Below are 24,258 nucleotides of genomic sequence, written 5' to 3'. Positions count from 1 at the left end.
CTGAAAATCGAGGAACACCCACCGGATGGCACAGGGTCAGAAAATCGGAATTGTCGGCGCGGGTCTGTCCGGCGCCGTCATCGCACGCGAACTGGCAGAGGCCGGCTTCGAGGTCGAGGTCTTCGACACGCGTCCGCATATCGGCGGCAACTGCCACACGGAGCGCGATGCCGACACCGGTGTCATGGTCCACATCTACGGCCCGCACATCTTCCATACCGACGACGCGGAAGTCTGGGACTACGTGAACAGCTACCAGACCTTCCTGCCCTACAAGAACCGGGTGAAGACCACGAGCCAGGGCCAGGTCTACTCGCTTCCGGTCAACCTGCACACGATCAACCAGTTCTTCGGCAAGACCTTCCGCCCGGAAGAGGCGCGCGACTTCATCGAGGAACAGGCCGACAAGACCATCACCAATCCACAGACCTTCGAGGAGCAGGCGCTCCGCTTCGTCGGTCGCGATCTCTACGAGGCCTTCTTCAAGGGCTATACCGAAAAGCAATGGGGCTGCTCGCCGACCGACCTGCCGGCCTCGATCCTGAAGCGCCTGCCGGTGCGCTTCAACTACGACGACAACTACTTCTTCCACAAATTCCAGGGCATGCCGGAAAACGGCTATACCGACATGATCGAAAAGATCTTCGATCATCCGAAGATCAAGGTGACGCTGGGCCAGCACTTCGATCCCCGCGCGCGCCATGACTACGCGCACCTCTTCTATTCCGGTCCGCTCGACGGCTACTTCGCCTATGAGTTCGGGCGTCTGGGCTATCGCACGCTCGACTTCGAGCGCTTTACATATCAGGGCGACTATCAGGGCTGCGCCGTCATGAACTACGGCGATGCCTCCGTGCCCTATACCCGCATCACCGAGCACAAGCATTTCTCGCCATGGGAAAGCCATGAGGGATCGGTCTGCTACCGCGAATTCTCGCGCGCCTGCGGCGAAGACGACATCCCCTATTATCCGATCCGTCTCGTCGAGGAGAAGGCGCAGCTCGCGGACTACGTCGCTCGCGCCAATGAAGAGAAGGCCGTGACCTTCGTCGGCCGCCTCGCGACCTATCGCTATCTCGACATGGACGTGACGATCCGCGAAGCGCTCGACACTGCGCGTCTCTTCCTGGCCAAGACGAAGGATGAGGCCGCGATGCCGGCCTTTGTGCATTCCCCACTCTGATCAGAGAATGACCATGACTGCCACACCCATCCTCGTCGTCGGCGGTGCCGGCTATATCGGCTCGCACACATGCCTTGCGCTCTCCGAGCGCGGCTATCTGCCTGTCGTCTATGACAACTTCACCTCAGGCCATCCAGAATTTGTCAAATGGGGTCCTGCCGAACAGGGCGACATCCGAGACAAGGCGCGGCTGAAGGAGGTACTGGCAAAGTACCAGCCGAAGGCCGCCATGCATTTCGCCGGCCTGATCGAGGTCGGCCAGTCCTTCAAGGAGCCGGAACACTTCTACGACGTCAACGTCTCGGGCACGCTCAGCCTGCTGCAATGCTTGAGCGAAGCCGACATCCGCAACTTCGTCTTCTCCTCGACCTGCGCCACCTATGGAGCACCGGAATATCTGCCTCTGGACGAGAAACATGGCCAGAAGCCGATCAATCCTTACGGCCGCACGAAGCATATTGTCGAGCAGGCGCTGGGTGACCTCAACCTATGCGGACGCATGCGCTCGGTCATGCTGCGCTATTTCAACGCTGCCGGTGCCGACTTTGAAGGCCGCATCGGCGAATGGCATTCGCCGGAAACCCATGCCATTCCGCTCGCCATCGAAACGGCGCTCGGACGGCGCGAATTCTTCTCGATCTTCGGCGAAGACTACGACACCCGCGACGGCACCTGCATCCGTGACTACATCCACGTCAACGATCTTGCCGACGCCCATGTGCGAGCGGTCGACTATCTGCTGAACGGCGGCGAGACGATCGCCATCAACCTCGGCACCGGCAATGGCACGACCGTCAAGGAACTGATCGCATCGATCGAGAAGGTCTCCGGCCGCCCCATGCCTATCAAGCGCACGGAACGCCGCCCTGGCGATCCCCCGGGCCTTGTCGCCAGCAACGCGCTTGCCCGCGAGGTGCTCGGCTGGGATCCCAAGCACGGCATCGATGACATCATCCGCTCGGCCTGGACGTGGCATTCGACCTTCAACGGCCATTCCGATTGAGTACGGCTGCCTCGGGATCAAATTCTCCCTAAAAAAGGCGCGTCTGAGGCCAGTGTTGCAGCCGGGAACCCCTTGACGCGCTTTGTTCCTTCCGCTTTTCGTCCTGCAGATTTTGCAGGAACCAAAACTATGGCCGACAGACTAAAAACAATCCTCTCCTCGAGCGCGTGGGAGCGGTTTATTATAGCCGTCATTCTCATCAATTCGGTCACCTTGGGTCTCGAGACGTCACCCACTGTCATGCAGGTCATCGGACCGCTCCTGCATGCACTCGACCGCATCATTCTCGCGATTTTCGTCGTTGAGATCGTGGCCCGTCTCTACGCGTTCCGGCTTGCGTTCTTCCGCGATCCCTGGAGCATTTTCGACTTCGCCATCGTCGTCATTGCACTGATCCCGGCAACCGGCCCCTTCCAGGTGCTGCGCGCCCTGCGCGTGCTGCGTATCCTGCGACTGATATCTGTCGTGCCCTCGCTGCGGCGGGTGATCGGCGGGCTCATTGCCGCACTTCCCGGCATGGGCTCGATCATCGTTCTCTTGTTCATGCTGTTCTACGTCTCGGCGGTCATGGCAACCAAGCTCTATGGCGCGACCTTCCCCGATTGGTTCGGCAATCTTGGTGCGTCGACCTATTCGCTCTTCCAGATCATGACGCTCGAAAGCTGGTCCATGGGCATCGTCCGGCCAGTGATGGAAGTCCATCCCTATGCCTGGCTGTTCTTTGTGCCCTTCATCCTGCTCAGCACCTATTCGGTCCTGAACCTCTTCATCGGTGTCATCGTCTCCGCGATGCAGGAGCAGAGCATGGCCGACACTGACGCAGACTTGAAAACCCTGCATGTCGACAATGGCGACTTGCTGCGCGAAATGCAGGCGCTCCGATCCGAGATCGCTGCTCTGCGGGCCGAGAGAACGGCTGCTGGCGCCTAAATCGAAGTCGCTATTGGTTGCCGGGCTTCAGCTTCTGAGGCCCGGCGCCTCGTGGCCCGTGCGCTCGACATACTCAGTATAACCGCCCCCATACTGGAACACGCCTTCGGGCGTGATCTCCAGCACTCGGTTCGACAGCGCCGCCAGGAAGTGGCGGTCGTGGCTGACGAAGAGCATGGTGCCTTCGAACTGCGACAATGCCTTGATCAGCATTTCCTTGGTGTCCAGGTCGAGGTGGTTGGTCGGCTCGTCGAGGACGAGCAGGTTCGGCGGATCGAACAGCATCATCGCCATGACGAGCCGCGCCTTTTCACCGCCAGAGAGCACCCGCACGCGCTTGTCGATATCGTCGCCTGAGAAACCGAAGCAGCCGGCAAGCGCCCTAAGCGGCGCCTGACCAGCGCGCGGGAAACTCGTTTCCAGCATTTCGAAGATCGTCATGTCACCGTCGAGCACATCCATCGCATGCTGGGCGAAATAGCCCATCTTGACGCTGGCACCGATCGATACCGTGCCCTCGTCGGGCTTGGAATCACCGGCAACGAGCTTGAGAAGCGTCGACTTGCCGGCACCGTTGATCCCCATGATGCACCAGCGTTCGCGGCGGCGGACCATGAAATCGAAGCCGTCATAGATGACCTTGTCGCCGTAGCGCTTGGAGACGTTCTTGACGCTGACCACGTCTTCACCCGAACGCGGCGCCGGCTGGAATTCGAAGGCGACGACCTGGCGGCGCTTCGGCGGCTCGACACGGTCGATCTTTTCGAGCTTCTTCACCCGGCTCTGCACCTGCGAAGCGTGAGACGCCCGCGCCTTGAAGCGCTCGATGAACTTGATTTCCTTGGCGAGCATCGCCTGCTGGCGCTCGAACTGCGACTGCTGATGCTTCTCGTTCAAGGCACGCTGCCCCTCATAGAAGACATAGTCGCCGGAATAGCTGTTGAGCTGACCGGCATCGATCTCGATGATCTTGTTGACGATGCGGTTCATGAACTCGCGGTCATGCGAGGTCATCAGCAGTGCGCCTTCGTAACCTTTAAGGAACTGCTCGAGCCAGATCAGGCTCTCGAGGTCGAGATGGTTCGACGGTTCGTCGAGCAGCATCACGTCGGGGCGCATCAGCAGAATGCGGGCGAGCGCCACGCGCATCTTCCAGCCGCCCGAGAGAGCGCCGACATCGCCGTCCATCATGCTTTCCGAGAAGGAGAGACCGGCCAGCACTTCGCGGGCACGGCCATCCAACGCATAGCCGTCGAGCTCTTCGTAGCGCGCCTGCACTTCGCCGTAGCGTTCAATGATCGCGTCCATCTCGTCCATCCGGTCAGGATCGACCATGGCTGCCTCGAGTTCGCGCAGTTCGGCCGCAACTTCGCTGACCGGTCCTGCCCCGTCCATGACCTCAGCGACAGCCGAGCGGCCGGACATCTCGCCAACATCCTGGCTGAAATAGCCGATCGAGACCCCCTTATCGACGGAGACCTGGCCTTCGTCGGGCTGTTCATGCCCGATGATCATCCGGAAGAGCGAGGTCTTGCCCGCCCCGTTCGGTCCCACGAGACCGATCTTCTCCCCGCGATTGAGCGCGGCGGAGGCCTCGATAAAGAGGATACGGTGGCTGAGCTGCTTGGAGATGTTTTCGATACGGATCATGGACAAGGGCGCCTGCTGGAAATCGGCGCCCTTATGGCATGTCGAAGCCCCCCTGTCCCCTGCTTTTGTTGCAGGGCGGCATCGCGGCTGCGCCGGATTGCCACGGACCGGGCTCGCCGGTTGCCATGCGGCTGCAGACGGGCGAAAAGACGTCACGCAAGGACGACACCATGAGCGAAGACACAATTACCCTCTACGAAGCGATCGGCGGTGATCAGACCGTGAAGGCGCTGACCCGGCGCTTTTATGAGTTGATGGACACGCTGCCGGAGGCCGCCCATTGCCGGGCGGTACACCCGCCGGACTTGAGCGGCAGCGAAGAGAAGTTTTACGACTATATGACGGGCTACCTTGGCGGTCCGCCCATCTACATGCGAAAGCGCGGCCATCCGATGCTGCGGCGTCGTCATTTTGTGGCCGAGATCGGCCCGTTGGAACGGGACGAATGGCTCCTGTGCTTCCGCCGCGCGCTGGATGAAACAGTCGAGCATCCGAAGCTGCGCGAGATCATCTGGCCGCCCATCGAGAAGCTCGCCTTCCACATGCAGAACAAGGAATAACGGGGATGGCAAGCGTGCAGAGTTACCGCTGGGCGACCGTCGCGGCGGGACTGATCGGGGCGGCCGGTGTCGGGCTTGCCGCGGCCGCAAGCCATGCTGGCGGCGAAGCGCTCCTGCGCCCGGCATCGACGATTTGTCTCGCCCATGCTCCGGCACTCGCAGCACTGTCCATAGCTGGCGACCGGATCAGACTGTCGGCACTGGCAGCGCTCGGCATGATGCTCGGCACATTCCTGTTTGCGGGCGATCTGGTCGCCCGGCACTTCATTGGAAGCGGGCTGTTTCCGATGGCGGCCCCGACGGGCGGGATGACGCTCATTGTGTCATGGCTGCTGCTGAGCGCAGGAGCCCTGCTTCCGGGACGCGACTGACGCCGATCCCGACACCGACGCCTCGACATCACTCTGATGGCAAGTTCAATGGGCCATGCAGGCCGAAACGGTACCGCCGAACATCAGCAGGTTGCCGTGCGGGTCGCGGATGTGAAACCGTAGGCTTTCACCGCACTCTCCCGAGGTGTCCGATGGACGGATCGCCTCGATCCCGCGATCGCAAAAGTCGCGATACATCTCGGTCGGTGCCTCGGACCTGAAGAACACAGAACTGTTCTGGCACTGGAGCGGATCGTCGCTCAGCCAGAAATGCAATTCCATGCCACCACGACGGACCACGAGATAATCGAGACCGTCAAAGCCGACATCCTCGAAACCGAGCGTATCGACATAGAAATTGCGTGTTTCAGAGAAGTTCAGAGAGGGAAGGATAGGCACTGCGTTGAGGATCGTCTTCGCAACAGGTTGCTCAGCGTTCATGCGGAAAGTTCCTCTGCTTCCCACATGAGACTGACGACGAAACGGCTACGATCTGGCGTTGGCGTTTCGCTGCCATCTCGGCGCGGGAAAATCGATAATGAGGGCGGGGGCCCGGTTCAAGGTTGCGTACATGGTAGCAGGTTTGCGTTCATGCAAGCCCGGCAAAGTGACGATTTCGCAATTCGTCACTTCACTTTCCCGAGAGCGTTGCAACATTGCATCGGCGAGTTCCGGTAAAAGCCCCTCGCCGCGCTGCCGTGCAAGCTCGTGGAACGAGCTCATGCCACCCTTTTCGGATCCGTCCCTGCTCATGCTTCGGTGTTCCTTTCATTCAGTGTCTGCAACGCGCGCTCGAGACTGGATTTCGAGCCATTTCGCAGCGGAATGAAAGTCTTGCCGAACTTCTTGCAACCGCTCTTCACGCGCAGACACGCATCGTGACTGATACAGTCGATAGGGCAGAAGACGCAGTCGACGGAGGGTAGCACCGTGTCGATGCGCGATACCGCCTCCCGTAAACCCCCATCATGGTGAATTAGTTCCGCACCAAAATTGCTGGCGATCTGACGAAGATGGGCGACCTGGCAATCACGCCCGCCGACGTAAAGAAAGCTGCGGACCTCCGCTTGCGTCTTGGCGGTGGTCGCCGTGCCGGAAACCTCCGCACCCGGCTTCTTTGCAGCCTGCTTTTTCTTCTTCGCCATGACGTCCTGTCTCCTCGAATCCGATCAGAGGCAGCGGTTGCGAGCCTCATGACGACAGGCATACAAAACATGACAAAAAGAGTAAAGTATATAGTTGAAATTCTCAGTCATGTTTTCGCTGGGAAAGATCCGACCTGATCAGAGCATGGCGTCCGGGATTGACAGGGATCAACTTCCCTTGATTTTCAGGGGTTCCGCGGCGCCAAGAGCAATTTTTTACCGTTTGATAAAACTTTGATCCTGAGTTACGTTTCTCTGCATCGCTTCGAATATAAAAGAGGGAACTGCGATGCGAAGACTGGAACCAGGCCTCAAGGCCGGGCGGCTAGACGCTGCCGATTATGCAAAGAATTTCTCTGACCTGCATCCCCGCCTCGGCGGCCATGAGGCACTCGTCGCCTCCGACAGATGCTACTTCTGTCACGACGCGCCGTGCATGACGGCCTGTCCCACCGCCATCGATATCCCGATGTTCATCCGGCAGATATCGACTGGCAATCCGCTTGGCGCCGCCAAGACCATTTTCGACCAGAACATTCTCGGCGGCATGTGCGCCCGCGTCTGTCCCACCGAAACGCTCTGCGAGGAAGCCTGTGTGCGCAACACGGCCGAGGAGCGCCCGGTCGAAATCGGCCGCCTGCAACGTTACGCCACCGACATCGCGATCGAAGAAGGCCGCCAGTTCTATTCCCCGGCAGCGTCCTCCGGCCACACGGTGGGCATCGTCGGCGCAGGCCCCGCAGGCCTCGCCGCTGCTCATCGCCTTGCCATGCACGGCCACCAGGTCACCATCTACGAAGCGAAGGAAAAGGCCGGCGGTCTGAACGAATACGGCATCGCGGCCTACAAGACCCCCAACGACTTCGCCCAGAAGGAAGTCGATTACATCCTGTCGCTCGGCAATATCGATGTGCTGGACGGCCAGATGATGGGCCGCGATTTCACCCTCGCCGACCTCCAGGCGAAACACGACGCCGTTTTCCTCGGTGCCGGTCTCGGCAACGTCAACGGGCTGAACATCCCCGGCGCCGGGATCAATGGTGTGCTCGACGCCGTCGAGTTCATCGCCAACCTGCGCCAGGCCGACGACAAGGCCGACGTGCCCGTCGGTCGTGACATCGTCGTCATCGGTGGCGGCATGACCGCGATCGATGCTGCCGTTCAGGCAAAGCTCCTCGGCGCCGAAAACGTCACGATCTGCTACCGCCGCGGCAAGGAGCACATGAACGCCTCAGTGTTCGAGCAGGATCTCGCGACCTCCAAGGGCGTCCATATCCGCCACTGGCTCCAGCCGAAAGAAGTCGCCCACCATGCGGGTCACTGTTCGTCGATCACCTTCGAATACACCCACCTCGAAAACGGCATGATGAAGGGCACCGGCCACACGACCGAGATCAAGGCCGACCAGATCCTCGTCGCAATCGGCCAGAAACTCGATGGCCAGGGTCTGGACGGACTGAAGCTCGAAGGCGGCAAGATCGCCATCGACGCCGAGGGCCGGACATCGATCCCGGGGGTCTGGGCTGGCGGCGACTGTGCCTTCGGTGGCCAGGACCTGACGGTCTCCGCCGTCGCCATGGGCCGCGACGCGGCCGAAAGCATCAACCGCTCTCTCGCCGTCATGACGGCGGGCGCAACCGCAGTCGCATGACGCACCGCTCTCGAGAGGATTTGAAACATGGCTGATCTTCGCAATAACTTCGTCGGCATCAAATCGCCCAACCCCTTCTGGCTGGCCTCGGCGCCGCCGACCGACAAGGCCTACAATGTCGAGCGCGCCTTCAAGGCGGGCTGGGGCGGCGTCGTGTGGAAGACGCTCGGCTCGGAAGGACCACCGGTCGTCAACGTCAACGGCCCGCGCTATGGCGCAATCTGGGGCGCCGACCGCAGGCTTCTGGGCCTCAACAACATCGAACTGATCACCGACCGTCCTCTGCAGGTGAACCTGCAGGAGATGAAACAGGTCAAGATGAACTGGCCGGACCGGGCGCTCGTCGCCTCGATCATGGTCCCTTGCGTCGAGGAAGAGTGGAAGGCGATCTTGCCGCTGGTCGAAGAGACCGGGGCTGATGGCATCGAGCTCAACTTCGGCTGTCCGCACGGCATGTCGGAGCGCGGCATGGGGGCTGCCGTCGGGCAGGTGCCGGAATACATCGAAATGGTCGTGCGCTGGTGCAAGCAATACACCCGCATGCCTGTTATCACCAAGCTGACGCCCAACATTGCCGATATCCGCAAGCCGGCGCGCGCAGCCAAGGCGGGCGGCACCGATGCCGTGTCCCTGATCAACACGATCAACTCGATCGTTTCGGTCGATCTCGACAGCTTTGCCCCCTCGCCCACCGTCGGCGGCAAGGGCACCCATGGCGGCTATTGCGGCCCGGCCGTCAAGCCGATCGCGCTCAATATGGTCGCCGAGATCGCCCGTGATCCGGAAACCTATGGTCTACCGATCTCCGGTATCGGCGGTGTCACCACCTGGCGCGATGCGGCTGAATTCCTGGCGCTCGGGGCCGGCAATGTGCAGGTCTGCACGGCGGCCATGACCTATGGCTTCAAGATCGTCGAGGAGATGATCACGGGCCTCAACGACTGGATGGATGCCAAGGGTCACCAGAGCCTTGACGACATCTGCGGTCGCGCGGTGCCCAACGTTACCGACTGGCAGTATCTCAACCTCAACTACATCGCCAAGGCCCATATCGATCAGGATGCTTGCATCAAATGCGGTCGCTGCCACATCGCCTGCGAGGATACGTCCCACCAGGCGATCACCAGCATGGTCGACGGCATCAGGAAGTTCGAGGTGATGGAGGACGAATGCGTCGGCTGCAATCTCTGCGTCAACGTCTGTCCCGTCGAGAACTGCATCACCATGGTCGAACTACCAACCGGCGCTCTCGACCAGCGGACCGGCCGGCCTGTCGACCCGAATTACGCCAACTGGACGACCCATCCGAACAATCCTATGGCTGTGCAGGCGGCAGAATAGTCTCGGTCAAGCAAGTCCGGCCCGCTTGCGGGCCGGATACCTTGCAGCACAAGAAAAACTCGAATTTTCGCCCACACCTTCAGAAATTATTCAGCGCTATACTCCACCATCCCGCCATCGGGACTGACAGCATTTTCGTCAGGCCGGGCCAGCCGGGCAAGGAGACCATGGCGATAAAGAGCAAGAATACGGATGGTGGATCGAGCCTGCGATCGCGCCTGCAGATCCTCATTCCGAGCGCCATCGTTCTGGCAGGTGTTGCCGTCTCCGCCTTATATGCCGACCTTCAGCAGCAACGATTGAGCCGCGAGGCGGCCCGCAATGCGGTCGGGGAAAACCTTGGCCTGATCCGCACCAAGCTCGAAGCCAACATCAACGCCAATATCAAGCTTTTGCAGGGCATGGTCGCGGTGATCGGGACCGAGCCCTATGTCACGCAGAAGCGTTTCGAGGCGTTGGCATCAAGCCTCCTGTCGACGCCCTCCCAGATCGGCAACATCGTTGCAGCACCCAATCTCATCACGAGTTTCGTCCACCCCTACGAGGACAACAAGTCCTTCATCGGGAACTGGATACTCCCGCCACCGAATGGCGAGGAAGCGGTGCGCCAGTTGCGCGAAGAGGGCAAGACAATCATCAGCGGCCCGTTGCCGCTCAAGAATGGCGCCATGGGCCTGATCATCACGCTGCCCGTGGAGATGACCAATGACGACGGCAAGCGGGTCTTTTGGGGTGGCTTGGCGGGGGTCGTCGATGTCACGAGGCTCTATGACGACAGCGGCCTGCGAGCCCCGGATTCGCCGCTCGCCATCACCATTACCGACGACAGTCAACAGACGGGAAACCAGGCCGTGATCTACGGCGACAGTCACGTCCTGACCGACGACCCGGTCACCATGATTGTGGATCTCGGCAACGAGAAATGGTCCATTTCGGCGGTGCCCAAGGGTGGCTGGCACGCGATGAGCCGCCCCGACGTCCTGATCCGCAGCATGATCGCCGCCATGTCCGCGCTGATCGCCGGAAGCGTCATCTGGGTCGCCGGGCTGATGCGGGAGCGGCAGCGTAACTATGCGGCTCTCCGGCAACGCGAGGAAGAGCTTCGCGCCATGTCGTATCGTCTTGGCGTCGCACTCGAATCCTCCCGCATTGGCGTCTGGGAGATGGATGTCGGCAGCGATCACCTCATCTGGGACGAACGACTCTATAATCTCTACGGACTGACACCTGACACACCGATTACCGGCGAAACCTGGCGGTCAATGGTCGATCCCGAAGATGTCGATGCCATCGAGGAGGGCATGCGGCAAGCCATCGAAAACCAATCCTCCTATACGGGCCGCTTCCGGGTGATCCGCCCGGACGGGAAAATCGTGCATTTCCGCACGGTCGGCACTGCCTTCGGCGACCAGAAAAACAAGATGCTCTTGCTCGGCGTCAACTGGGATGTCAGCGCTGACGTGCTTCTGCAGGAAGAACTCAGCCAAGCACAGCGCGAGACGGCACAGCGCAACGAGGAGCTGGAAACCGCACGGCAGCGCATGGAGTACAACTCGCTGCACGATGCGCTGACCGGCCTGCCCAATCGCCGCTATCTGGACCAGCGCCTCGAGGCACTGGCTGCAGCCCCCGATCGGCCCGAGGCAAGGCTGACCGTACTCCACATGGATCTGGACCGCTTCAAGGAAATCAACGACACGCTTGGCCATGGTGCCGGCGACGCCATTCTTCGCCATGTCGCGCAGGAACTGCAGAGCATGGTCGGTGAATGCGATTTCGTCGCCCGGATCGGCGGCGATGAATTCGTCATCGTCTGCCAGGGTTGCGATATCTCCGAAGGCTACGAGGCCATGGGCTCGAACCTGATCTCGGCCGTCAACCGGCCCATCGTCTACAACGGACACGAATGCCGTGTCGGCGCATCGATCGGTATCGCCGACAGGATCGAGCCCGAACTGACCGCCGAACAGCTCCTCGTCAATGCGGACATCGCCCTCTACGAGGCAAAACGCCGTGGCCGAAACCGCGTCGAGCGTTTCAACGACCAGCTGCGCGCTCGTACGATCAACATCAAGCGCACCGCCGACGCCATTCTTCGGTCTTTGGGCGACGACGATTTCATCGCCTGGTATCAGCCGCAATTCGATGCCCGAACGCTTGCGATCAACGGTGTGGAGGCGCTCGCGCGCTGGCACCATCCGCAAAAGGGCATCCTCGCACCCAACGCATTCCTCGAAACGGCCGAGAACCTGAATGTCGTGTCCCAGATCGACGCGAGCATTCTCGATCAGGCACTCGAGCAACTAGAGCGCTGGAAGACCGAGGGTCTCGGCATCGAGCATGTCTCAGTCAACATTTCTGCCCAGAGGTTGTTCGAGGACAAGCTGCTCGACCACCTGGCCAAGCTCGATTTCAAGCCGGGCAGCCTATCATTCGAATTGCTGGAATCGATTTCCTTCGACGACAAGGCTGATGCCGTGGCGGAAAGCCTCGAGCGCATCCGCACACGGGGCATTGCCATCGAAATCGACGATTTCGGCACCGGTTACGCCTCGATCCTCTCGCTGATCAAGCTCTCGCCGAGCCGCTTGAAGATCGATCGGCAACTGGTGGCCCCGATCGTCACCAGCCCGGCGCAGCGCAAGCTGATCAGTTCGATCGTCGATATCGGCCGCTCCTACGGGATCGGCATCGTCGCAGAGGGCGTGGAAACCATGGAGCATGCGGCGATCCTGCGCGATCTCGGTTGCCAGACGCTGCAGGGCTACGCGCTGGCGCGGCCGATGAGCCCGGACAATTTCATCGATTTTGCAAGGAAACATGCCTTGCAGCGCGAAGACCTGCTGCGGCGGAGCGCCTGAACCGCGCTTCGGAGATGGATCAGCTGAGCAGGCTCTGGCCAGCGGCGAACCCGGCATAGGCCAGCGCCGAGAAATAGACGAGCGTCAGCAGCACCATCAGGTGTCCCATCGCAACGACCATGCCGTCCCTTTGGGAAATACCGGTCGACAGAAGCAGGATCGCCACACCGGGTAGTGTGTTCGAGAACGGAATGAAGCCAAGCGGCATCATCAAGAGCACGCCGGCGGCCGTCAGAACGGCACCGTTGATACGGTTGACCAGCGCCCCGTGCGTCAGGCCCAGCAAGCGGGGACGGACATAACGGTCAACCTTTCTCAGGATCTTGAGACCTCGTTGCAGAACCGGGACAAGGCGCGCCCGTTCGAGCTTGCGGTCGGCCACCTTCTCCGGCAACCACGGAAAGCGGTTGAAGGTGATCGCAATCCCGATCAGCACGATGCCGGCACCGAAGACGGTAGAGACACCCGGAATCGAAACCGGCACCAGGAAGGGTAGAGACAACAGGCCGCAAAGCAGCAGTAGCCCGCTTTCACCCATCTTCTGAAGGATCTGTCGCAGCGTTACGTGATCCTCATCCATCGAGTCGATCACATCCTGCAGCACCGCACTTGTGCTCTTGTCGGTATCACTGAAGCCGATCGTCGTTGTCATCAGGTCCGCTTTCGATTAACTGCCGGAAGAATGTCCTCGGACGACGCAGTGACGCGCGTCCCGGATCGCAGATGAATGAGAAAGCCGGTCGGGTCAAGTGACGCGAACGGAGAGACCAGTTCCGGTCGAAAGACATGCCATGACAGAGCAAGCGTCAACAGCAGACAGGCCCGTCAATCAGCATACGGTGCATGCCAAGGGTCGTGAAAAGCTGAAGGCGCATGCGGCAATGCTGCTCTTTGCTGCCCTGATCGCCGGCTCCTTCTCCTTCGGCGGCATGGCGGCACAGCACATGGATGCCGGCCCACTGACACTGTGGCGCTACCTGATGACCGTGGTCGTGATGGGTGTCCTGACCTTCGGCATCCTGCGCGTTCCTTTCCGGGCTCCCCAGCGGATCTGGCGCTTTGCCCTGCTCGGCGGTCTGATCGCCGTCTACATGCTGACCATGTTCGTGGCGTTGGAATTCACCAGCCCTGTGCAGACGGGCGCCGTCTTCACCCTGATGCCATTGATCAGCGCCGGCTTTGCGCTCGTCTTCATCGGGCAGAAAACCCGCCCGGATGTGTTCATTGCACTCGTGATTGCAGCCCTTGGCGCAATTTGGGTCATCTTCCGCGCCGACATCCAGGCGATCCTCTCCTTCGACGTTGGGCGTGGGGAACTGATCTATTTCATTGGCGTCATCTGCCACGGCGCCTACGTGCCGCTGATCCGCAAGTTCAATCAGGGAGACAACCCGGTCGCCTTCGGTTTCTGGGTTGTGGTCTTCACCATCCCCTGGCTCCTGCCGACCGGCGCTGTCCCGCTCGCGATCACGGATTTTGCGAGCCTACCACCCATGGTCTGGGCGACGATCGCCTATCTCTCGATCGTGACGACAGCACTCACCTTCATGTTGCTGCAATACGCCTCGATGCGCCTGCCAGCACCCAAGGTGCTGGGCTACGGCTATCTGACGCCGACCTTCATCATCCTCCTGGAAGGCATGCTCGGCCACGGCTGGGCAAGCCCGGCCGTTTTTCTCGGTGCGCTCGTCACGGCCGCCGGTCTTCTGGTGATGGGTCTGCTCAGGGACTGACGACCGGCTTCACAATCAGGCCATGCACGAAAAGACCTTCGAGGAAGGACGCGGCCGCCTCGAAGCGATCCTCGCCTTCTCGGCTCGCCCCCAGCACGGAACGGACCTGGACGTCGAAGTCGGCATAGTGCTGTGTGGTCGACCAGATCGAGAAGATCATGTGATGCGGGTCGCATTCCCGGATCTTGGCCGCAGCGATCCAGGCCCTGATGACCTCGGCCTTCTCGTCCACAAGCTCCTTTAGCGGTCCTTCGAGCACGCCGGCGATATGCGGCGCACCCTGCAGGATCTCGTTGGCAAACAGCCGACTTTCGCGCGGAAACTCCCGCGCCATCTCCAGCTTGCGGCGTATGTAGGACCTGATCTCGTGTTCGGGATCGCCGTCCGCGTCGAAGGCCTGCAGTGGCTCCAGCCAGTTCTCCAGCACTCGGTCGATCAAGGCCCGGTGCATGGCTTCCTTGGTGCGGAAATAGTAGAGCAGATTGGGCTTCGACATGCCCGCGACCTCGGCGATCTGGTCGATCGTCGAGCCATGGAATCCCCGCTGCGAGAACACCTCCAGCGCCGCCTCCAGGATGAGCTCCTCCTTCTCCTCCTGGATCCGCGTCCGCCTCTGGGTTTGCGCCGCTCTCGGTATTGCCATCTTAGAGTTGTTCCCCGCCTAAGATACTGAACTCACTCAGCAATATTGAAGCCCAAAATCTGGGCATCTGCTTGAATTTTTGTCGCAGAATTTTGCCGATTTCGTCTTGAGTGCCGTGATGGAAGTTGTAATGTTTTACCAGTCGGTCAAATTATTGGACAGATGTCAAATAAAGGCAACTGCCGATACGACAGCGGAAAAAACAACACAAGCCGCTGCTGCTGACCCGGGGAACATGGGAATCGGGCGGAAGATCCGGTTCTGACAAACAGGTGAGGATCTGCAATGACGGCGCAACCCGGCAACAACCTTCGCGTGAACGGCGATCGTCTGTGGGACATGCTCATGGAGATGGCGAAGATCGGCCCCGGCATTGCCGGCGGCAACAATCGCCAGACCCTGACGGACGAGGACGCGGAAGGCCGCCGCCTCTTTCAGCGCTGGTGCGAGGACGCTGGCCTCACGATGGGCGTCGATACCATGGGCAACATGTTCATGACCCGCCCCGGCACCGACGCCGACGCCCTGCCCGTCTATATCGGCAGCCATCTCGACACCCAGCCGACCGGCGGCAAGTATGACGGGGTGCTCGGCGTCCTCGCCGGTCTGGAAGTGATCAGGTCGATGAACGACCTCAACATCAAGACGAAGCACCCCATCGTCGTTACCAACTGGACGAACGAGGAAGGCGCCCGCTTCGCTCCCGCCATGTTGGCATCCGGCGTGTTTGCCGGCGTGCTCACCCAGGATTACGCCTATGCCCGCAAGGACATGGACGGCAAGACCTTCGACAACGAGCTGAAGCGCATCGGCTGGCTGGGCGACGAAGTGGTCGGCGCCAGAAAGATGCACGCCTATTTCGAATACCATATCGAACAGGGTCCCATCCTCGAAGCAGAGGACAAGCAGATCGGCGTCGTCACACACTGTCAGGGCCTGTGGTGGCTGGAATTTACCCTGACCGGCCGCGAAGCCCATACCGGCTCCACACCGATGAACCTGCGCGTCAATGCCGGCCTTGCCATGGCCCGGATCATGGAGATGGTCCAGAACGTCGCGATGAGTGAACAGCCCGGTGCCGTCGGCGGTGTCGGCCAGGTGAAGTTCTCGCCCAATTCCCGCAACGTCCTGCCCGGCACCGTCGTCTTCACCGTAGACATTCGCACGCCCAGCCAGGAGAAGCTCGACCGCATGCGCGCGACGATCGAGGCCAAGGCCGCCGAGATCTGCGCGGCGCTGGGCGTCGGCTGCGCGGTCGAGGCCGTCGGCCATTTCGATCCGGTGACCTTCGATCCGAAACTCGTCGCCTCCGTCCGTAAGGCGGCGGAAGACTTGGGCTATAGCCACATGAACATCATCTCCGGCGCCGGCCACGACGCCTGCTGGGCCGCCAAGGTCGCGCCCTCGACCATGATCATGTGCCCTTGCGTCGGCGGCTTGAGCCACAATGAGGCGGAGGAGATTTCCAAGGAATGGGCAAGTGCTGGCTGCGACGTGCTGCTCAGGGCGGTTCTGGAGACGGCGGAGATTGTCGGGTGATGATGCCCTCGCTCCGCGCCCCCCTCATCCGGCCCTTCGTGCCACCGTCTCCCCGCTGGGGAGAAGAGGGAGCGCGTTGTGATGTCTGAGGTGACCATTGACCTTAAGCCCCGCTGGATCGCATCATGGAATGGATGGAGCGCACGACGCCAGCGTCACCTCTTCTCCCCAGCGGGGAGAAGGTGGCGCGTAGCGCCGGATGAGGGGGGCCGAACGGCCATGACACACCCGCAAGATCCGACAAAACGGCTGCCCGACAGGACCAGCAAAGCACGCGAACTGAGAGCCAACGACACAGAAGCCGAATACCGTCTCTGGGGCGACCTCCGCAATCGTCAGCTGAATGGTTACAAGTTCAGCCGCCAGATCCCCATCGGGGTCTATATCGTTGATTTTGTTTGCCGCGAACAGCGGCTCGTGGTGGAACTCGACGGCAGCCAGCATGCGGAGAACGAACGCGACGAACGGCGAACCGAATGGCTGAACGGACAGGGTTACTCTGTCCTCCGGTTTTGGAACGCCGAGGTCCTGCAGGAGCGCAACGCCGTCCTCGATACAATTCTCGCAGTTCTGCAGGGCCAGATCGTCGAGCGCTGCGACGCGATCCGTTTCTCGCCCGCAGCAGGAGAGGACCGGTGACCGTCATGCTATTTCAGCCTTCGCTTCGCGCCCCCTCATCCGGTCCTTCGGACCACCTTCTCCCCGCTGGGGAGAAGAGGGAGCGCGCGGTGGCCTCGTCGGACCCCAGTATTCGCTCACGTCGCCGCAGCGTCCGAACAGAAGATCGGGGCGCACGACGTCAGCGTGACCTCTTCTCCCCAGAGGGGAGAAGGTGGCGCGTAGCGCCGGATGAGGGGGCGCCGCAGGCGAAGGCACAAACGCGGGAACTATCGGCAAGCGACAAGCCCGACATGCTGAGAGGACAAACGCGAACCAACCGCGCAAGCATCAAGAACACCACACGGGGAGAGAGCACATGACCACCACAGTCATCAAGGGCGGCACGATCGTCACCGCCGATCTGAGCTACAAGGCAGACATCAAGATCGAAGGCGGCGTGATCGTCGAGATCGGGCCAGACCTCTCCGGGGACACCGTGCTGGATGCGGCCGGCTGTTATGTTATGCCCGGCGGCATCGACCCGCACGTGCATCTGGAAATGCCCTTCATGGGCACCTACTCGGCGGATGATTTCGAAAGCGGCACGCGCGCCGGCCTCTCCGGCGGCACGACCATGGTCGTCGATTTCTGTCTGCCGGGCCCGGATCAGTCGCTGCTCGAAGCGCTCCAGATGTGGGACAACAAGACCTCGCGCGCCACGGCTGACTATTCTTTCCACATGGCGATCACCGGCTGGAACGAACGTATCTTCGACGAGATGAAAACGGTCGTCCAGGATCGCGGCATCAACACCTTCAAGCACTTCATGGCCTACAAGGGCGCACTGATGGTGAATGACGACGAGATGTTCGCCTCCTTCCAGCGCTGCGCCGAGCTTGGCGCCCTGCCGATGGTGCATGCCGAAAACGGCGACGTCGTCGCCTCGATGACCGCAAAACTGCTGGCCGAAGGCAATAACGGTCCCGAGGCCCATGCCTATTCCCGTCCGCCTGAGGTCGAGGGCGAGGCCACCAACCGCGCGATCATGCTGGCCGACATGGCCGGTGTTCCCCTTTATGTCGTGCACACGTCATGCGAACAGGCGCATGAGGCCATCCGCCGCGCCCGGCAAAAGGGCATGCGCGTCTATGGCGAGCCGCTGATCCAGCACCTGACGCTCGACGAAAGCGAATACTTCAACAAGGACTGGGACCACGCCGCCCGCCGCGTCATGTCGCCCCCCTTCCGTAACAAGCAGCACCAGGACAGTCTCTGGGCGGGCCTGCAGTCCGGTTCGCTCTCGGTTGTCGCCACCGACCACTGCGCCTTTACCAGCGAACAGAAGCGCTTCGGCGTCGGCAACTTCGCTAAGATCCCGAACGGCACCGGGGGTCTCGAAGACCGCATGCCGATGCTCTGGACCTATGGTGTTGCGACCGGTCGCCTGACGATGAACGAATTCGTCGCAGTCACCTCGACCAACATTGCCAAGATCCTCAACATCTACCCGAAGAAGGGCGCCGTCCTTGTCGGCGCCGATGCCGACCTCGTGGTCTGGGATCCCAAGCGCTCCAAAACCATCTCCGCCAAGACCCAGCAGTCCTCGATCGATTACAATGTCTTCGAGGGCAAGACCGTCACTGGCCTGCCGCGCTACACGCTGACCCGCGGTTATGTCGCGATCGAGGAAAATGCAGTGAAGACCCGCGAGGGCCACGGAAAGTTCGTCAAGCGCGAGCCCTTCCCCGCCGTATCCAAGGCACTGTCGACCTGGAAGGAACTCGTGGCGCCGCGCAAGGTGGAACGCACGGGCATTCCGGCGACGGGGGTGTGAGGGTGAGGCCAGCAAACAGGACATGGTTGCTTAAGACTGCCCGCTTCGGCGCAGGCTATGCAGCCGCCGTGTTTCTCGGCGTCATGGGCATCTGGGCAACATTTGAAGTGACAGATGCGTTCACTTACGGCCGCCTGCCGCGCTTCATGCTCTTTCCGGGTTCGATACTGCCGGTCCTTAGGCTGACCCTGGAGATCCTGCCGGTTGCCTTGTTGCTGGCTGCCCCCTTCACCTTGCTGGCGACCTGGGTGCTGCTGCGAATGCGTTGGAACCGCTGGTGGCATTTCGCCATCGCGGGTGCCGCCTGCCCCCTCTCCGGCATCGCCCTTTTGCAACTGGCAACCCGGGGCCGCTTCTTCAATCAGAACGAAGCATCAATGGCGATGTCGCTCGCTCCGACAGGCATGATCTGCGCGATCATCTACAGGTGGATCGCCCGGCCCCAGACAGAAGGTCTGGCCAGATGAACCCTGCGCTACACCTCGACCAAGCCATCCAGCTCCGGCAGCAACACGACGCTCTCCTGCTCGTTCGGGTCGGTGCGTGCGATGATCGCCGTGCAGGGCGTGTTCGACAGGTTCGCCGGCAGATGCGGCACGCCGGCCGGAATGTAAAACAGCTCGCCCGCGTGAACCACCACATGGTTCTCCAGCCGGTCGCCATACCAGGTATGCGCCTGACCGGAGAGCATATAGATCGCCGTCTCGTGGCTCTCGTGCAGATGCGCCTTGGCGCGCGCGCCGGGCGGCATGGTCAGCACATGCATGCAGATGCCCTTGGCGCCGACCGTCTCGGCGGCAATGCCCTCGAAATAACTCAGTCCCTGCTTGCCCTCATAGGTATGGCCGGGCTTCACGATCCGGCAGGTGGGCTTTGCTGATGTGTCCATGGTCTGATCCTCATCCCTTCTGCGGCGAGGCCGCCCCTCCTTCTCCGCTGCTCCCGAGCGGCCGCATGTCAAAAGAATGCAAGAGGCAGGCTGCCTTTGCAACAAACCCGATTGGTCCTAGCGCATGAATGCACCCTACTCCGTTGTCTCGGCCAGGAACCTGAGCCTCACCTTCGAGACCAATGACGGCCCCGTCCACGCCCTGTCGAACGTCGATCTCGAGGTGAAGAAGGGCGATTTCGTCTCCTTCATCGGCCCCTCCGGCTGCGGCAAGACCACCTTCCTGCGCGTCATCGCCGATCTCGAAAAGCACACCGCCGGCGAGATCACGGTCAATGGCATGACACCGGAAGAAGCACGCAAGGCGCGCTCCTACGGCTATGTCTTCCAGGCAGCGGCCCTCTATCCCTGGCGCACGATCGAAAACAACATCGCGCTCCCGCTCGAAATCATGGGCTACAGTGCGGCGGAAAAGAAGAAGCGCATCGAACAGACGCTGGAGCTGGTCAACCTCTCGGGCTTTGCCAAGAAATATCCCTGGCAGCTGTCAGGCGGGATGCAGCAGCGTGCCTCGATCGCCCGCGCGCTCGCCTTCGACGCCGACCTCCTGCTGATGGACGAACCCTTTGGCGCGCTCGACGAAATCGTCCGCGACCACCTGAACTCCGAGCTCCTGAAGCTCTGGGACCGCACCAACAAGACGATATGCTTCGTCACCCATTCGATCCCCGAGGCCGTCTACCTCTCGACCAAGATCGTCGTCATGAGCCCGCGGCCTGGCCGGGTTACCGATATCATCGAGTCGACGTTGCCCAAGGAACGCCCGCTCGACATCCGCGAGACCCCGGAGTTTCTCGAGATCGCGCACCGGGTGCGCGAGGGCCTGAAGGCGGGGCACAGCTATGAGGAATAGTTCCGTGATTAAGGGGAACACCCCATGAACCCCACCTTCCTCCTCTGGCTCGGTGGTGCCATGGCGACCTTCCTGGGTGCCGCCACCGTCAGCCGCGCCTATGTCGACAACGGCAAGCTCTGGGTACTCGTGGCCTCTCTCGCCCTCTACTGCGTCGGCAATCTGATGATGGTGAAGCTGATGCGTGAGGGTGGCCTTGGCCTTGCCATCTCCGCGTCCGCCGTGGCCCAGCTGGTACTCATCAATGTCATCGCCTTTCTCCTCTTCGGTGAACGGCTGAGCGCAGTTCAGATGGCGGGCGTTGCGCTCGGTGTCGTCTCCATGGCCCTGATGCTCTTTCCTGCAAAAGGAGGCGCCTGATGACCTCGGCTCCTTCCGCCTTCCGAGATCGAATCCTGCCGGTCCTGACAGTCCTCCTGGCGATCCTCGTGATCTGGCATGTCTTCGTCGTCTATCTGAACGCGCCCTTCGTGCGCGACCAGGCGGCACGTGCCGGCGAGACGATAACCTTCTCCCAGATCGTCGAGCGAACCTTCGCCCAGGAGCGCCCGGTCTTGCCGGCTCCGCACCAGATCGTCGCCGAACTCTGGGATACGGTGTTCAACAAGGCCGTCACCTCCAAGCGCAGCCTCGTTTACCACGCCTGGATCACGCTTTCGGCGACGCTTGCCGGCTTTGCCATGGGCACCGTGCTTGGAATCGTACTTGCCATCGCCATCGTTCATAACAGGGCTATGGACAAGTCGCTGATGCCCTGGGTCATCGCCTCCCAGACGATCCCGATCCTCGCCATTGCGCCGATGATTATCGTCGTTCTGAATTCCATCGGCATCTCAGGCCTCATGCCCAAGGCGCTGATTTCCACCTATCTTTCCTTCTTCCCAATCGTCGTCGGCATGGTGAAGGGCCTGCGCAGTCCGGACATCCTGCTCCTCGACCTGATGCACACCTATAATGCCAGCCAGTCTCAGACCTTCTGGAAGCTCCGCTGGCCGGCGTCGATGCCCTACCTCTTCACCTCGCTGAAGGTGGCAATCGCCATTTCGCTGGTCGGAGCCATCGTCGGAGAGCTGCCGACAGGTGCCGTCGCCGGTCTCGGTGCCCGACTGCTGTCTGGTTCCTATTACGGCCAGACCATCCAGATCTGGGCAGCGCTCTTCATGGCGGCGGGGCTCGCGGCCCTGCTCGTCTCGATCGTCGGCATGGCCCACACACGGGTGCTGGCACGCATGGGGGTCAAGCCATGAACGGTTATCTCGTCTTCGCTATCCTCTTCTGGCTCGGCGCCTGGGGTCTCAACGAGTGGCTTGTCCGCCGCCGTCCAAAGGACCAGACGACGAAACGCGCGATCGGCCTGGCCGTACCCCTGATCTTCGGCGTGACCCTGCTGGTCATCTGGGAATGCATGGTGCGCGGCTTCGAGATCCCCTCGATCCTGCTCCCAGCCCCCTCGATGATCTGGGCCCGTATCCTCACCTCCACCCATATCCTCTGGGCAGATTTCAAGCAGACCTTCCTGAAGTCGGTGATAACAGGTTATGTCGCCGGCTGCGGCCTCGGCTTCCTCGTCGCGATCCTGATCGACCGCTCGCCCTTCCTGCAGAAGGGCCTGCTACCGATCGGCAATTTCGTGTCCGCACTCCCGGTTGTCGGCATCGCCCCGATCATGGTCATGTGGTTCGGCTTCGACTGGCAGTCCAAGGTCGCGGTCGTCGTCATCATGACCTTCTTCCCTATGCTGGTGAACACCGTGCAGGGACTGGCCGCCGCCAGCCACATGGAGCGTGACCTGATGCACACCTATGCCGCCTCCTGGTGGCAGACGCTGGTGCGGCTGCGGCTTCCCGCCGCCTGGCCTTTCATCTTCAATGCGCTGAAGATCAATTCCACCCTCGCGCTGATCGGTGCGATCGTGGCAGAATTCTTCGGCACCCCGATTGTCGGCATGGGCTTCCGTATCTCGACCGAGGTCGGACGCTCGAATGTCGACATGGTCTGGGCCGAGATTGCGGTTGCCGCACTCGCCGGCTCGGTCTTCTACGGATTGGTGGCACTGGCAGAACGCCGGGTCACCTTCTGGCATCCGTCCGTCCGTGGTGGGCGGTCGTGAACTGAACCAACAAAAAAAGAGGGAACTGAAATGACTGTCAAACTCGCATCCATGCTGCTGGCTGCTGCGGTCTCGCTGACCGCCATGCAGGCCGCCGCTGCCGACAAGGTGACCCTCCAGCTGAAGTGGGTAACTCAGGCCCAGTTCGCCGGCTATTACGTCGCCAAGGACAAGGGCTTCTACGAAGAAGAAGGGCTCGACGTCGAAATCAAGCCGGGCGGCCCGGATATTGCTCCTCCGCAGGTACTGGCTGGCGGCGGCGCAGACGTGATCGTCGACTGGATGCCGTCGGCGCTCGCAACCCGCGAAAAGGGCGTTCCGCTCGTCAACATCGCCCAGCCCTTCAAGTCCTCGGGCATGATGCTCACCTGCCTCAAGGAAACCGGCATCACCAAGCCTGAGGATTTCAAGGGCAAGACGCTCGGCGTCTGGTTCTTCGGCAACGAATACCCGTTCCTGTCCTGGATGAGCACGCTCGGCATCAAGACCGACGGTTCGGAAGGTGGCGTCACCGTCCTGAAGCAGGGCTTCAACGTCGACCCGCTGCTCCAGAAGCAGGCCGCCTGCATCTCGACCATGACCTACAACGAATACTGGCAGGTCATCGACGCCGGCATCAAGCCGGAGGAGCTAGTGACCTTCAAGTATGAAGACGAAGGCGTGGCCACCCTCGAAGACGGTCTTTATGTCCTCGAAGACAAGCTCGCTGATCCGGCCTTCAAGGAAAAGATGGTCAAGTTCGTCCGCGCTTCGATGAAGGGCTGGAAGTATGCAGAAGCCAATTCGGACGAAGCTGCTGAAATCGTGCTCGAAAACGACGCCTCCGGCGCTCAGACCGAAGCCCACCAAAAGCGCATGATGAGCGAAGTCGCAAAGCTGACCGCTGGCTCCAACGGCGCGCTCGACAAGGCCGACTATGACCGCACGGTCAAGACCCTGCTCGGCGGCGGTTCGGATCCCGTGATCTCCAAGGAGCCGACCGGCGCCTTCACGACCGAGATCACCGACGCGGCCCTTAAATAGTCTTGGCGGACCACAGCGAATAAAGGACACGGGGAGCAATCCCCGTGTCTATTTGTAGGTTTTACTGATCAATTTCTGCGGCCGAAACTGGCAAATCGGCAACACCATCGTTCTATATTGAACTATTTTCACGCCCATATCGCAAATGGCCTTTAAGGCTCTTGCAAGGGGTTTTGCGATCCCCCACCTCTTCATCTGGGTTCAGATGCCGAAAAGTTGAAAACAGCGTATGAATGTCGGTAGCATCGACGCTGTGAGCCGATCCGGCTGACAAGACGT

General features: G+C 61.0%; 24 protein-coding genes. 18 read left to right on the top strand and 6 right to left on the bottom strand.

Features of this window, described 5'->3' with window-relative positions; translation table 11 throughout:
- Positions 1-25: 25 nt before the first annotated feature.
- The 3 genes from glf to IP85_RS04220 all read left to right on the top strand — a co-directional run bounded on the left by glf (position 26) and on the right by IP85_RS04220 (position 3,116).
- A complete protein-coding gene (gene glf, locus IP85_RS04230; RefSeq protein WP_054148403.1) occupies positions 26-1,183 on the top strand; it encodes a UDP-galactopyranose mutase in 1,158 nt (385 codons plus the stop codon).
- Positions 1,184-1,196: 13 nt separating this feature from the next.
- A complete protein-coding gene (gene galE, locus IP85_RS04225; protein WP_054148533.1) occupies positions 1,197-2,186 on the top strand; it encodes a UDP-glucose 4-epimerase GalE in 990 nt (329 codons plus the stop codon).
- A 129-nt stretch (positions 2,187-2,315) separates the two neighbouring features.
- On the top strand, positions 2,316-3,116 hold the full coding sequence (locus IP85_RS04220) for an ion transporter (protein WP_054148402.1): 801 nt from the start codon (positions 2,316-2,318) through the stop codon (positions 3,114-3,116).
- A gap of 27 nt (positions 3,117-3,143) precedes the next feature.
- On the opposite strand, the gene IP85_RS04215 is transcribed toward IP85_RS04220, so the two are convergent.
- Entirely contained in the window at positions 3,144-4,766 is a 1,623-nt protein-coding gene (locus IP85_RS04215) for an ABC-F family ATP-binding cassette domain-containing protein (protein WP_054148401.1), read from the bottom strand.
- A gap of 170 nt (positions 4,767-4,936) precedes the next feature.
- Here IP85_RS04215 and IP85_RS04210 point away from each other — a divergent pair, with 170 nt between their 5' ends.
- Both IP85_RS04210 and IP85_RS04205 read left to right on the top strand, forming a co-directional pair.
- Entirely contained in the window at positions 4,937-5,326 is a 390-nt protein-coding gene (locus IP85_RS04210) for a globin (RefSeq protein WP_054148532.1), read from the top strand.
- Between the two features lie 5 nt (positions 5,327-5,331).
- Positions 5,332-5,697: a DUF423 domain-containing protein gene (locus tag IP85_RS04205; protein ID WP_054148400.1), complete on the top strand. Its 366-nt coding sequence runs from the start codon at positions 5,332-5,334 to the stop codon at positions 5,695-5,697.
- Between the two features lie 45 nt (positions 5,698-5,742).
- On the opposite strand, the gene IP85_RS04200 is transcribed toward IP85_RS04205, so the two are convergent.
- Both IP85_RS04200 and IP85_RS04190 read right to left on the bottom strand, forming a co-directional pair.
- Entirely contained in the window at positions 5,743-6,138 is a 396-nt protein-coding gene (locus IP85_RS04200; protein ID WP_054148399.1) for a glyoxalase, read from the bottom strand.
- A 308-nt stretch (positions 6,139-6,446) separates the two neighbouring features.
- Positions 6,447-6,842, bottom strand: a complete 396-nt coding sequence (locus tag IP85_RS04190; RefSeq protein WP_054148397.1) for a DUF2325 domain-containing protein — start codon at positions 6,840-6,842, stop codon at positions 6,447-6,449.
- A 289-nt stretch (positions 6,843-7,131) separates the two neighbouring features.
- Between IP85_RS04190 and IP85_RS04185 the strand changes: the two genes are divergently transcribed.
- The 3 genes from IP85_RS04185 to IP85_RS04175 all read left to right on the top strand — a co-directional run bounded on the left by IP85_RS04185 (position 7,132) and on the right by IP85_RS04175 (position 12,695).
- Entirely contained in the window at positions 7,132-8,493 is a 1,362-nt protein-coding gene (locus tag IP85_RS04185; RefSeq protein WP_054148396.1) for an NAD(P)-dependent oxidoreductase, read from the top strand.
- A 27-nt stretch (positions 8,494-8,520) separates the two neighbouring features.
- On the top strand, positions 8,521-9,834 hold the full coding sequence (preA, locus tag IP85_RS04180; protein ID WP_054148395.1) for an NAD-dependent dihydropyrimidine dehydrogenase subunit PreA: 1,314 nt from the start codon (positions 8,521-8,523) through the stop codon (positions 9,832-9,834).
- A 167-nt stretch (positions 9,835-10,001) separates the two neighbouring features.
- The gene (locus IP85_RS04175; protein ID WP_054148394.1) at positions 10,002-12,695 is read left to right on the top strand and encodes an EAL domain-containing protein; all 2,694 of its coding nucleotides are present in this window, start codon (positions 10,002-10,004) and stop codon (positions 12,693-12,695) included.
- A 19-nt stretch (positions 12,696-12,714) separates the two neighbouring features.
- Here the strand turns inward: IP85_RS04175 and IP85_RS04170 are convergent, their stop codons facing one another.
- Positions 12,715-13,347: an exopolysaccharide biosynthesis protein gene (locus tag IP85_RS04170; RefSeq protein WP_054148393.1), complete on the bottom strand. Its 633-nt coding sequence runs from the start codon at positions 13,345-13,347 to the stop codon at positions 12,715-12,717.
- Between the two features lie 139 nt (positions 13,348-13,486).
- Between IP85_RS04170 and IP85_RS04165 the strand changes: the two genes are divergently transcribed.
- Entirely contained in the window at positions 13,487-14,428 is a 942-nt protein-coding gene (locus tag IP85_RS04165; RefSeq protein ID WP_054148392.1) for a DMT family transporter, read from the top strand.
- Here the strand turns inward: IP85_RS04165 and IP85_RS04160 are convergent.
- The gene (locus tag IP85_RS04160; RefSeq protein ID WP_054148391.1) at positions 14,418-15,071 is read right to left on the bottom strand and encodes a TetR family transcriptional regulator C-terminal domain-containing protein; all 654 of its coding nucleotides are present in this window, start codon (positions 15,069-15,071) and stop codon (positions 14,418-14,420) included. The two genes, IP85_RS04165 and IP85_RS04160, sit on opposite strands and share 11 nt — an antisense overlap.
- 285 nt (positions 15,072-15,356) lie before the next feature.
- On the opposite strand from IP85_RS04160, the gene IP85_RS04150 reads away from it, so the two are divergent.
- The 4 genes from IP85_RS04150 (at position 15,357) to IP85_RS04135 (ending at position 19,511) form a co-directional block, all read left to right on the top strand.
- Positions 15,357-16,610: a Zn-dependent hydrolase gene (locus IP85_RS04150; RefSeq protein ID WP_054148389.1), complete on the top strand. Its 1,254-nt coding sequence runs from the start codon at positions 15,357-15,359 to the stop codon at positions 16,608-16,610.
- Between the two features lie 219 nt (positions 16,611-16,829).
- Complete coding sequence (locus tag IP85_RS04145) at positions 16,830-17,249, top strand: endonuclease domain-containing protein (protein WP_054148388.1); 420 nt, start codon at positions 16,830-16,832, stop codon at positions 17,247-17,249.
- Between the two features lie 337 nt (positions 17,250-17,586).
- Positions 17,587-19,044, top strand: a complete 1,458-nt coding sequence (gene hydA, locus IP85_RS04140; RefSeq protein ID WP_054148387.1) for a dihydropyrimidinase — start codon at positions 17,587-17,589, stop codon at positions 19,042-19,044.
- 26 nt (positions 19,045-19,070) lie between these two features.
- Complete coding sequence (locus IP85_RS04135) at positions 19,071-19,511, top strand: hypothetical protein (RefSeq protein WP_054148386.1); 441 nt, start codon at positions 19,071-19,073, stop codon at positions 19,509-19,511.
- 8 nt (positions 19,512-19,519) lie between these two features.
- Here the strand turns inward: IP85_RS04135 and IP85_RS04130 are convergent, their stop codons facing one another.
- Positions 19,520-19,933: a cupin domain-containing protein gene (locus tag IP85_RS04130; RefSeq protein ID WP_054148385.1), complete on the bottom strand. Its 414-nt coding sequence runs from the start codon at positions 19,931-19,933 to the stop codon at positions 19,520-19,522.
- Positions 19,934-20,057: 124 nt separating this feature from the next.
- Between IP85_RS04130 and IP85_RS04125 the strand changes: the two genes are divergently transcribed.
- From IP85_RS04125 to IP85_RS04105, 5 genes are read left to right on the top strand one after another with little or no spacing between them, the layout of a single operon-like run.
- A complete protein-coding gene (locus IP85_RS04125; RefSeq protein ID WP_054148384.1) occupies positions 20,058-20,846 on the top strand; it encodes an ABC transporter ATP-binding protein in 789 nt (262 codons plus the stop codon).
- Between the two features lie 24 nt (positions 20,847-20,870).
- The gene (locus IP85_RS04120; protein ID WP_054148383.1) at positions 20,871-21,206 is read left to right on the top strand and encodes a hypothetical protein; all 336 of its coding nucleotides are present in this window, start codon (positions 20,871-20,873) and stop codon (positions 21,204-21,206) included.
- Positions 21,206-22,093 carry an ABC transporter permease gene (locus IP85_RS04115; RefSeq protein ID WP_054148382.1) on the top strand — a complete coding sequence of 296 codons (888 nt, stop codon included), beginning with the start codon at positions 21,206-21,208 and terminating at the stop codon, positions 22,091-22,093. Before IP85_RS04120 ends, IP85_RS04115 begins: the two co-directional genes overlap by 1 nt.
- Positions 22,090-22,956, top strand: a complete 867-nt coding sequence (locus IP85_RS04110; protein ID WP_054148381.1) for an ABC transporter permease — start codon at positions 22,090-22,092, stop codon at positions 22,954-22,956. The genes IP85_RS04115 and IP85_RS04110 overlap by 4 nt, the downstream gene beginning before the upstream one ends.
- Before the next feature lie 30 nt (positions 22,957-22,986).
- Entirely contained in the window at positions 22,987-23,979 is a 993-nt protein-coding gene (locus IP85_RS04105; protein ID WP_054148380.1) for an ABC transporter substrate-binding protein, read from the top strand.
- The last annotated feature ends 279 nt before the right edge of the window (positions 23,980-24,258 follow it).

It is taken from the genome of Rhizobium sp. AAP116 (genome assembly GCF_001295785.1).
Taxonomy (GTDB): domain Bacteria; phylum Pseudomonadota; class Alphaproteobacteria; order Rhizobiales; family Rhizobiaceae; genus Allorhizobium.
This window is presented reverse-complemented; position numbering and strand designations above follow the sequence as displayed.